A 10,383-nucleotide genomic window follows, 5' to 3' on the forward strand; every position below is an offset into this window, starting at 1 on the left:
GCCGCCATGGCCGCCGCCGATCCGTGTACGCAGCGCCCTCAGCGCCCATGCGTCATGGGGGTTGTTCCAGAGGCGTTCGAGTTCTTCCGCGAAATGGCCCAATGGCGCGTTGAAGGCTTCGGCGGCGAGCGCGAAGACATCCGCCACGACCTCGAGGCGCTCCCTTGCCGCAAGGGCCGAGTCCGCCACCAGCGCGGCGGCGGCGGGCGATCCGTTGACGAGCGAGAGCATGTCCTTCTCGGCAAGATCGATCGACTGCGTGAGTGGAAGGAACAGATGCGACAGCGAGAGGATCTCGCCAGCACCGCCTTGCCCTCGCGCGGGCACTGGCGGCAAGCCTGAGCCATCGAGCAGCCGAGCTACGGCTTCAGCCACATGGGGTGAGGTGGCGGCGTGGCCATCGATGAAATTGGCAAGCCGCGCAAACACGATGGCGCGGGCCACGCGCTCCGGCACGGGATCGCCCCACGAGGCGGCGCGGTGATGGGTGGGGGCTTTCGCCTGTGCCTTCCGCTCATCAGGCGTCAGCCGCCGCTTGGCCATATGTCCATAGCCGGTGTTGACGCCATAGATGACGATGTCCTCGCGCTCGATGAGCGTCAGGAAGTCGGCGCGTGCGCGTGCGATCTTCGCTTTCGCCTCAGCGCCCAGTTCAACGGGCTCGCCGCCCCACGCCACGCGCTTCAAGGCTTCGAGCGTGAGGTCGCTCCGAGACTCGAGAGCAAGCGTCATGCGCCGGCGGGTTTCAGCGGAGCGCGGGCCTTTTCGATCTCGGGGTTCAGCACGTTGGCCACCCCTTCTTCCGACAACGGTCCTATGAACTTGAAGCGGATGATGCCCTGGCCGTCGATGACGAAAGTCTCAGGAACTCCATAGACCCCCCAGTCAACAGCGGCGCGGCCCGCCTCGTCGGCCACGGCCGCGGCATAGGGCTGGCCCAATGTTCCGAGGAAGCGGCGGGCATTCTCCGGTTCGTCCTTGTAGTTCAACCCGACGAGGCGGATGTCGGTGCGCTTGCCCAGTTCCATGAGAAAGGGATGCTCGATGCGGCAGGGCCCGCACCATGAGGCCCAGACATTGACGAGGGTGACGCCACCCTGCTTCAGGCTTGCGGTGTCGAAGCCCGGCACGCCCAGTCCCCCGACGGGGGGAAGCGTTACATCTGGCACCGATTGCCCGATGAGCGCCGAGGGAATCTCGTTTGGCTTGCCCGACAGGCCCTTCCAGAACAGGGCAGCAAGTCCTCCGAAGGCCACCACGGGGATGGCGGCAATCCACAGGCGCGAGCGTTGGGGTTTTCCGTCTATGCCGGTCATGTCCGTGTCTTTCGGCGTTGCTGGTCGAGGCGCTCGGCCTCTGCCCTCAGCTTGCGGTCCTTCATCAGGATGCTGACGATCAAGCCACCGATGAGCACGAAGGACATGCCGTATGAGGCGAGGACGAAGCCGATATGGTTGGCGGTGAAGTCCATCAGCGTTCTCCGATCTCGGCGATGTGGATCTGGCGGATCTTGCGCGCGGCGATTTCGGCGCGGATCGACACGAGATGAAGCGCCAGGAACAGGAACGTATAGGCGAGGCCCATGACGAGGAGCGGCCACAGCATCGACTTGTCGATGGTGGGCCCGTCCATGCGGAACACGCTGGCCGGCTGGTGCAGCGAATTCCACCAATCGACCGAGTACTTCACGATGGGGACGTTGATGAAGCCCACCAGCGCCACGATGCGGGCGATCATCGCCGCGCGATGCGGCTCGTCGATCGCAGCCCAAATCGCCATGTAGCCAATATAGAGAAGCATCAGCACGAACATGGAGGTGAGCCGCGCATCCCACACCCACCAGGCGCCCCACATGGGCTTGCCCCACAGCGAACCGGTCGCGAGCGAGAGGAAGCAGAACACCGCTCCGATGGGTGCTGCGGTCTTCGCCGCCACATCCGCCAGCGGGTGCCGGAAGATGACGGCGATGGCACTGGCGAGCGCCATCACCGAATAGACCATCAGCGCCATCCAGGCGGCCGGCACATGGACGAACATGATGCGCACGGTCTCGCCCTGCTGGTAGTCAGGCGGCGAGGCGACCAGCGCGCCATAGAGGCCGATGGCGAAGAGGCCGAGGGTGATGGCCCAGACATAGGGCAGCACCGCATTGGCAAGTCTCAGGAAGCGTGTGGGGTTGGCAAGATATTGCATGGGGCCTGTCTAATTGGGCTCGATCACTTCAGATAGGACCTCAGTGCCGCAGCCGAGGCAAGGGGAGAAACGACGAGGCTGACCAGCGCCATCGCCGCGAGGATCAACAACGACGGTGTGGCAATATCGGGGCTGGACGTGGAGGCTTGCGAGGCCGACAGCCCGAAGATCAGCACCGGAACGTAAAGCGGCAATACCAGCACCGAGACCAGCAGCCCGCCGCGCCTCAGGCCGACCGTCACGGCGGCGCCGATCGAGGCCAGCAGCGAGAGCGCGATCGAGCCCAGCGCCATGGCCATGAACAAGGGCAGGATCGCGGAGGGTTCGAGATTGACGAGAAAGCCGAGGATGGGCGCTGCAATCGCCAGCGGTAGGCTCGTCGAGAGCCAGTGGGCGATGGATTTTGCCAGCGCCACCATCTCGAAGGGAACCGGCCCCATGGTCATGATGTCGAGGGAGCCGTCTTCATAGTCCTGCTGGTATATGCGGTCGGCCGACAGGAGAACCGACAGCAGCAGCGAGATCCACAGGGCGCCCGGCGCGATGCGGCCCAGCAATTGCTGGTCCGGCCCGATGCCGATGGGAAGCAGCACCACCACCGTCAGAAAGAAGCCAAGGGCCGTGCCGACGCCGCCGCCCTGGCGGATGCTGAGCGCCAGGTCGCGCGCGATCAAGGAAAGGATCAGCTTCATGCCGCCTTGCCCAGTTCAAGGCGTGCATCGGGCGCGCGGCCGAGCGGCACATGGGTGGCGGCGATGATCATGCCGCCCTTTTCAAGATGCGACGTCATCACGCCAACGAGCCGTTCCAGCGAGGCGGCATCGAGACCCACGGTCGGTTCATCGAGCAGCCAGAGCACGCGCGGGATGAGAACGAGGCGGGCCAGCCCCAGCCTGCGCTTCTGGCCCGCCGAGAGCAGCCCCGCCGGGTAGGACGACAGCCTTGCGAGATCGAAGGCGCCAAGTGCCTCGTCCACGTCGCCGCCGCCCAGGAAGTCGCGCCAGAAGGCGAGGTTCTCGAAGACTGTGAGCGCGGTCTTCACCGCTTCCTGGTGGGCGATGTAATGTGCCTGCTGCCCGATGGCGAGGTCGGCATGGCCGCCTTCCAGCGACAGTGCGCCGCCTTCCGATTCATTAAGTCCCGCGATCAACCGGAGAAGCGATGACTTGCCCGAGCCGTTGGGTCCGGAGAGCTGCATCAGCTGGCCCGCTGCAAGCGTGAGGGACACGTCGCGGAACACGGTCCGCCCGCCGCGTTCGCAGGTCAGGTTGGTGGCCTTGAGTTGCATTCGTCCCCGGTTCCGTCACCCCGGCGAAGGCCGGGGTCCAGCTTTGGCTGCACCATAGAAAGATGAAGAGCGGGAAGCCAGCTTTCGCTGGCATGACGGTATGGCTATGGTCAAATGCGCTCCCGCGCCGCCCGCTCCATCAGATCATGTACTGGCCGCCATTGGCGGAGAGCGTCGAGCCGGTGATGAAGCCGGACTCGTCGGAGGCAAGGAACACCACAGCGCGGGCGATTTCGTCGGGCTGGCCGAGGCGGCCCACCGGGATATGCGGCAGGATGTTCTTCTCGACCACGGCGGGGTCGATCGCCAGCACCATTTCGGTTGCGATGTAGCCCGGGCAGATGGCGTTGACGGTGATGCCGGCGCGAGCACCTTCCTGGGCCAGCGCCTTCACGAACCCTAGGTCTCCCGCCTTGGCGGAAGAGTAGTTCACCTGGCCCATCTGGCCCTTCTGGCCGTTGATCGACGAGATGCAGATGACGCGGCCGAACTTGCGGGCGCGCATGCCTTCCCACACGGGGCGCGTCATGTTGAACAGCGAGTTCAGGTTGGTGTTGATGACCTGGTACCACTGGTCCTTCGTCATCTTGTGGAACATGCCGTCCTTGGTGATGCCGGCATTGTTCACCAGCACCTCGACGGGGCCGAGATCGGCCTCGACCTGGCTCAGGCCCGCGGCGCAGGCGTCGAAGTCGGAGACATCCCACTTGTAGACGGCAATGCCGGTTTCCGCCTTGAACCTCGCGGCGGCCTCGTCATTGCCGGCATAAGTTGCGGCAACCGTATAGCCCGCTGCCTTGAGTGCTTTCGAGATCGCAGCGCCAATGCCGCGCGATCCGCCCGTTACGACTGCAACACGTCCCATCTTTCCGTCCCTTCTTTTTTCTAATTAACGTTCGACGCACATGGCGATGCCCATGCCGCCGCCGATGCAGAGGGTGGCAAGACCCTTCTTCGAGCCCCGGCGGCCCATCTCGAAGAGCAGCGTGTTGAGCACGCGGGCGCCTGAGGCACCGATCGGGTGGCCGATGGCAATGGCGCCGCCGTTAACGTTCACGATGTCCGGGTTCCAGCCCATGTCCTTGTTGACGGCGCAGGCCTGCGCGGCAAATGCTTCATTGGCCTCGACCAGATCGAGGTCCTCGACCTTCCAGCCGGCCTTCTTCAGCGCGGCGCGCGAGGCGGGGATTGGCCCTGAGCCCATGATCGCCGGGTCGACGCCGACGGAGGCCCAGGAGGCGATGCGGGCCAGAGGCGTGAGACCGCGCTTTTCGGCTTCCTTCTCGCTCATCAGCATGACCACGGCGGCGCCGTCATTGATGCCGGAGGCGTTGGCGGCGGTGACCGAGCCATCCTTGGCGAAGGCGGGGCGAAGCTTCGTCACGCTGTCGAGGGTCACGCCCTTCTTGATATATTCATCGTCGGAGACGACCACGTCGCCCTTGCGGGTGGAAATGGTAACGGGTGCGATCTCGTCCTTGAACTTGCCTGCGGCCTGAGCGGCTTCCGCCTTGTTCTGCGAGGCCACCGCGAAGGCGTCCTGCATGTCGCGGGTGATCTGCCACTGGTTGGCGACGTTTTCGGCGGTATTGCCCATGTGGTAGCCGTTGAAGGCGTCCCAGAGGCCGTCACGGATCATGGTGTCGATCATCGACCAGTCGCCCATCTTCACGCCCTCGCGGAGATGCGCGACGTGCGGCGCCTTGCTCATGCTTTCCTGGCCACCGGCCGCCACGATCTTCGCGTCGCCGCTGGCGATCTGCTGCATGCCGAGTGCCACGGCGCGCAGCCCCGAGCCGCAAAGCTGGTTCATGCCCCAGGCCGGGCTTTCCTTCGGAATGCCCGCATTGATGGAGGCCTGGCGGGCGGGGTTCTGGCCCTGGCCGGCGGCAAGCACCTGGCCCAGGATCACCTCGTCGACCTCGGCGGCCTCGATCCCGGCACGCTGCATGGCGGCCTTGAGCGCCACGGTGCCGAGGTAAGATGCCGGAACGCTTGACAGCGTGCCGTTGAAAGAGCCCACGGGGGTACGCGCCGCAGATACGATGACGACCCCATTTCCAGAACCGGCCATGAATGCCTCCTTGTTGGTTGTTGGCGTGTTTATGATCTCCTTACCATCATTTGTGCAATGCGACATAGGTCTTGGGCAGGGTCTGCCGAAAATTTTTGCGCTTGCAATTGTGCAGTGCGGGGCGCAAGTTTTGAGGACAGGAAGCCAAGAAAATCCGGCAAACGGATAGGTTGTACAGGAGGAGTAGTTTCGTTGAGCGATGAGAAAGCAGCGCCCCAGAGCGCGGTCGTCATCAAGAAGTACGCCAATCGGCGTCTCTACAACACGTCCACCAGCACCTATGTGACGCTCGACGATCTGTCGACCATGGTCAAGGGCGGAACGGATTTCCTGGTTTACGATGCCAAGACTGGCGAGGACATCACCCGGTCGGTGCTGACCCAGATCATCTTCGAGGAAGAGAACAAGGGCACCAACCTGCTGCCCATCAACTTCCTCCGCCAGCTCATCCGCTTCTATGGCGACTCGATGCAGGCCTTCGTGCCGGGCTTCCTCGAGTTCTCGCTCGACAACCTGGGCAAGGAACAGCAGAAGCTGACGGCTCAGATGATGGAATCTTGGGGGGCAGACCCTTTCAAGGCGATGCAGGATACCGCTGCCCGCAACATGACCATGTTCAACGACGCGATGAAGGTGTTCAATCCCTTCGCAGCTGCCATGGGCGGCGCCGTTCCGGGAGCGCCCGCGCCGAAGCCGCCGGGGTCAACCGGCGAGCCACCAACGTCTCGCGATGACCTTCAGGCGCTTAAGGACCAGCTTGCCGCGATGCAGCAGAAAATCGACACGCTCGCCAACAAGTAGAATGCCAGACGGACAGGCGCGTGAGCCTGTCCGGGCTTCGATGAGTTTGTTCAGCTCGCCCTTTGCAGCGCAGTATCGCTGATGAGGTCAGCAAGGCTCGGTTCCGCAAATTCCGGTTCAGCCGGAGGTTCCTGGCGCTTGAAAGCCTGGTCGAGTGCTGCAATGGCAGCGCGCAACTTGGCGAGCTCCCCAGACAGACTTTCCTCGAAAGCGACAACGGTTTCCTCAGCGTCTGCGGCAATCCCGGCTGATGCAGGTTCCAGTTCCGCTTCCACGTCAATCGCATCGACGGCTTCAATGACTTCGGCGGTAGCAACGGCTTCAACCTCTTCGACGGTCTCAACCTCTTCCATAACATCAAGAGCATCGGCAATGAGCAGGGGCTCCTCAACGAGAGGCCCGGTATCAGCAGGTTCCGTTGCCCAATGCGATTCAGTGGCGATGGGGAGGTCGTCGTTCACGTCTTCCGCCTGTTCCGCATCGAAACTGAAAGCGGCTTCAACAGCAACTGGTTGCTCGTCGGCAGCCAAAGGAACGGTGCCGGATTCCTCTATGCTGGCCGCCTCCGTGAACTCGGGCACTTCGCCCGTGTCCTCGGCTACCCAACCATCTTCTTCCGACAAGGTGAAGGGGATGGAGTTTTCGGCTTCGGCATCTGAGCCCAGACTTTCCGCCCATGGCGGATCGAGCTGGGCGTCGCCGAAGTAGTTGCCCTGCATCATGTCGACCTTCCAGTCGCGGAGGAGAGCTGCATCCGCTTCGTTCTCAACCCATTCCGCGACCGTGCGGATTCCGAAGGTGCGCGCCAGATCGATGAGCGAGCGGACATAATACTGATTATCGCCGTTCTCCGAGAGATTGCTGCAGAACGTCCCATCGAGCTTGAGCACGTCGACCGGCATGGCGCGCAGGTTGCGGAAGGACGTGTAGCCCGCGCCGAAGTCGTCGATGGCAACACCGCAGCCCAATTCGCGAAGCTGTTCCACGAAGCGGATCGTCTCGCGCAGGTCACCCAATGCCACAGTCTCGGTGATTTCGACGATCAGCCGGTCGGTGACGTTTCGATTGGAGGCAAGAATCTCGATGATCTGGGGGTACCAGCGCGGGTCGGTCGCGGTGGTACCCGAAATGTTGAAGGACAGCCTGGCATCCGGATATTTGTTGAGAGCGGCCACGGTCATCTGCACCACGGCGCGGTCGATCAGGCGCACGAGGCCCAGCTTCTCGGCAATGGGAATGAGGTGCCCAGCGGCGACGATCTCGCCGGCCTGGTCGGTCATGCGGAGCAGGGCCTCGTGGAAGGCCGGAACACCGGAGGTTGCGTCGACCACGGGCTGGAAGGCCAGCCGGAAGCGCTCCTCGCGCAGGCAGCGCACGATTTCGGTTGCGGAATGGGCATTGAGCGTGCGTTCGGAAGACCGCTGCTGCGACGGCTTGTAGACGACATAACCATCCGACGGCAGCTTGCGGGCCTCGGTCAAGGCCTCCTCGGCGCGTGCCACCGCCATGTTCGGATCAGACGCATGTTTCGGAAGGATCAGCGTGCCGATCGAGAGCAGCGCCCAGACGGGTCCCCGCTCGGTCTCGATGACGCTTTCGCGCGCCACGCTGAGGAAGCGCTCAGCGGCGATGGCGAGGTCGTCCTCGGTGCAATTGTTGAGGATCAATCCGAATTTCGAGCCGGAATATCGCGCAATGGCATCGCCCGTGCGGACCACGTGCCGAAGCCTGCGGCCCATGTTGATGATGACCTCGTCGGCCACTTCGAATCCGTAGGCGTCGTTGACCACCGAGAGATTGTTGATGGCGGCGATGACGAAGGCGCATTCGGTCCCGTCACGGCCGGCAACCGACATGGCTCCCCCCAGGGCTTCCATCATGCGGCCGCGATTCATCATGCCGGTCAATGGATCGCAATTGCCGAGGAAGCTCAGGTGCTGGTCACGCATGTGACGGTCGTCGATGCGGCGCACCGTGCCGAAAACCTCGACCGGACGCCCGTCCTGTCCGCCGAACCAGCGCCCCTGGTCCTCCAGCCACACGCTGGATCTTCCCATGCGGCCCTCCGGCCGGAACTTGTATTCGATCTGGAAGGGCACACCTGCGCCATCGTCGCTCTGGGCGCTTCGCATCACGGTGTCGTAGCGGCTGGTGAAATTGTCGGGGTCGAGGAAGGTGGCGAATGCACGCCCTGTCGAGAAGCCGCGCACATCCGCGCCCAGCACGTCCATGGCATTGGGCGACCATACGATCTCGTCCGTCTCAACGACCCAGTGATAGGTGGCGAGGCCCGATGCCTCCACCGCCATGCGCAGGCCGCCATCGTCTGGAGCAGACAGGCCAGTCACGGCATGTTGGACGGACTCGAGCACGGCCTCGTGGCCCAGCTTGGACTCGAAGTTGAAAAGTGACGCATTCTGCGGGTCGCTCAAGCTGCCTCCGGACTCAAATCAAATCGCCGGTACGGCCATACCCGCCCCGCGCGAAACGTTTCCAGCCCCGATGCTAGCGGAGATCGAAAAATCATTTGTTAACGGCGGGCCCGGTGAAGCCCCCGCTAGAAACCCAGAGCGAAGCCATCCTTGCGGGGGTCGGAGCCGCCGACCAGCATGCCGAGTTCGCGGTCGATGGCGATGGCCTGGCCGCCGCCCAGCGGTTCCGAGGGCGTTTCCATCACATGGCCCCTTGCAGCGAGTCCGGCCTTCACCGCTTCGGGCACCGTGCTTTCGGCCAGCACCTTGCCAGCCTTGGGGAAGTAACGGGCCCAGTCGATCGCCTCCTGCGGGTCCATGCCATAGACATAGCGGTTCACCGTCACCGTCATGTGGCCCATGGGCTGGTAGTCGCCGCCCATCACGCCGAAGCTCATGTCGATCTGGCCGTCCTTCTTCGACATGCAGGGGATGATGGTATGGAGCGGGCGCTTCGAGGGCTGAATGCAGTTCGGATGGCTGGGGTCGGTCACGAAGCAGGCGCCGCGGTTCTGCAGCGCGATCCCGGTCTTCGGCGTCACGATGCAGGAGCCGAAGCCGTAATAGACCGAGTTGATGAAGGACACAGCGAGGCGCTTCTCGTCCACCACCGAAAGATAGATAGTGTCGGACTGGCGCATCGCGGCGTCGATGTCGATGGCCCGGTTCATGTCGATCATGGCGGCGAGCTTGGCCGCCGTCCTGTCGCTCAGGAGTTCGTCGACCGGCACTTCGGCGAAGTCCGGATCGGCAATGTGGCGGTTGCGCAGTTCCCAGGCGATTTTCATTGCCTCGATTTCGAGGTGGTGGCGCTCCACTGAATCCGGTGCGTGACGCTTGAGGCCGAACTGCGACAGGATGTTGAGGGCGACAAGGGCCGTGAGGCCTTGCCCTGAGGGCGGGATCTCGAGGATCTCGTGGCCTGCGAATTTGGTCGAGATCGGCTTCACCCAGTCGCTCCGGTGCGAGGCGAGATCGTCGCGTGTAAGGAGCGAGCCCTTGGCGCGCACCGTCGCGATGATGTCGTCCGCAATCTCGCCCTGGTAGAAGGCGTCGCGCCCGTCGGCGGCGATCAACCGCAGGCTGCGCGCCAAGGCCGGATAGGCCATCGTCTCACCCAGCCTGGGCGTCCGGCCGTCCTTCAGGTAATGCAAGCGGCCGCCTTCGTCGGCGGCGAGGTCGGGCGTATCCTCCGGCCAGTCGAAGGCGACGCGCGGGGTGACGGGCACGCCTTTTTCCGCCATGCGGATGGCGGGTTTGAGTGCCTCGAACAGGTCCATCGTGCCGTGGGTCTTCAGCAGCTGGTCCCATCCGTCGATGGCGCCTGGAACCGTGATCGCGTGAATCGAGCGCGGGGCAATGGAGGTCAGCCCCGAGGCCTTCAGCCAGTCGGCATCGGCGCCGGAAGAGGAGCGCCCGCTTGCGTTCAGTCCCGTCACCTTGCCTTCGGGCGTTCCAACGAGCGCGAAGCAGTCGCCGCCGATCCCGGTCATGGCAGGTTCGACCACGCAGAGAACGGCGGAGGCCACGACCGCTGCATCCGCCGCGTTGCCGCC

The 10,383-nt window shown here is 63.8% G+C and carries 11 protein-coding genes; 1 reads left to right on the forward strand and 10 read right to left on the reverse strand.

All coding sequences use genetic code 11. From position 1 onward, the window contains the following. From ACEW8Q_RS17645 to ACEW8Q_RS17680, 8 genes are all read right to left on the reverse strand, one after another. Window positions 1-732, reverse strand: a 732-nt coding sequence (locus ACEW8Q_RS17645; RefSeq protein WP_373505369.1) for an aromatic amino acid lyase, incomplete at its 3' end; no start/stop codon positions are given. Then, window positions 729-1,316, reverse strand: a complete 588-nt coding sequence (locus ACEW8Q_RS17650) for a DsbE family thiol:disulfide interchange protein (protein ID WP_373505370.1) — start codon at window positions 1,314-1,316, stop codon at window positions 729-731. The genes ACEW8Q_RS17645 and ACEW8Q_RS17650, both read right to left, overlap by 4 nt. Further along, window positions 1,313-1,471: a heme exporter protein CcmD gene (ccmD, locus tag ACEW8Q_RS17655; protein ID WP_373505371.1), complete on the reverse strand. Its 159-nt coding sequence runs from the start codon at window positions 1,469-1,471 to the stop codon at window positions 1,313-1,315. The genes ACEW8Q_RS17650 and ccmD overlap by 4 nt, the downstream gene beginning before the upstream one ends. Further along, the gene (locus ACEW8Q_RS17660; protein WP_373505372.1) at window positions 1,471-2,193 is read right to left on the reverse strand and encodes a heme ABC transporter permease; all 723 of its coding nucleotides are present in this window, start codon (window positions 2,191-2,193) and stop codon (window positions 1,471-1,473) included. Before ACEW8Q_RS17660 ends, ccmD begins: the two co-directional genes overlap by 1 nt. 23 nt (window positions 2,194-2,216) lie before the next feature. After that, a complete protein-coding gene (gene ccmB / locus ACEW8Q_RS17665) occupies window positions 2,217-2,885 on the reverse strand; it encodes a heme exporter protein CcmB (protein WP_373505373.1) in 669 nt (222 codons plus the stop codon). After that, a complete protein-coding gene (ccmA, locus tag ACEW8Q_RS17670; RefSeq protein ID WP_373505374.1) occupies window positions 2,882-3,481 on the reverse strand; it encodes a heme ABC exporter ATP-binding protein CcmA in 600 nt (199 codons plus the stop codon). Before ccmA ends, ccmB begins: the two co-directional genes overlap by 4 nt. Before the next feature lie 139 nt (window positions 3,482-3,620). Next, entirely contained in the window at window positions 3,621-4,346 is a 726-nt protein-coding gene (gene phbB / locus ACEW8Q_RS17675) for an acetoacetyl-CoA reductase (RefSeq protein ID WP_373505375.1), read from the reverse strand. Window positions 4,347-4,370: 24 nt separating this feature from the next. Then, window positions 4,371-5,555 carry an acetyl-CoA C-acetyltransferase gene (locus ACEW8Q_RS17680; RefSeq protein ID WP_373505376.1) on the reverse strand — a complete coding sequence of 395 codons (1,185 nt, stop codon included), beginning with the start codon at window positions 5,553-5,555 and terminating at the stop codon, window positions 4,371-4,373. A 192-nt stretch (window positions 5,556-5,747) separates the two neighbouring features. Here ACEW8Q_RS17680 and phaR point away from each other — a divergent pair, with 192 nt between their 5' ends. Next, entirely contained in the window at window positions 5,748-6,356 is a 609-nt protein-coding gene (gene phaR / locus ACEW8Q_RS17685; protein WP_373505377.1) for a polyhydroxyalkanoate synthesis repressor PhaR, read from the forward strand. 50 nt (window positions 6,357-6,406) lie between these two features. Here phaR and ACEW8Q_RS17690 read toward each other — a convergent pair whose 3' ends face one another. Together ACEW8Q_RS17690 and ACEW8Q_RS17695 are read right to left on the reverse strand one after the other, a co-directional pair. Then, window positions 6,407-8,788: an EAL domain-containing protein gene (locus ACEW8Q_RS17690; RefSeq protein WP_373505378.1), complete on the reverse strand. Its 2,382-nt coding sequence runs from the start codon at window positions 8,786-8,788 to the stop codon at window positions 6,407-6,409. A 125-nt stretch (window positions 8,789-8,913) separates the two neighbouring features. Further along, a partial coding sequence (locus tag ACEW8Q_RS17695; RefSeq protein WP_373505379.1) for a gamma-glutamyltransferase family protein occupies window positions 8,914-10,383 on the reverse strand: 1,470 nt, incomplete at its 5' end.

This window comes from Aestuariivirga sp. (assembly GCF_041738905.1).
GTDB lineage: Bacteria > Pseudomonadota > Alphaproteobacteria > Rhizobiales > Aestuariivirgaceae > Aestuariivirga.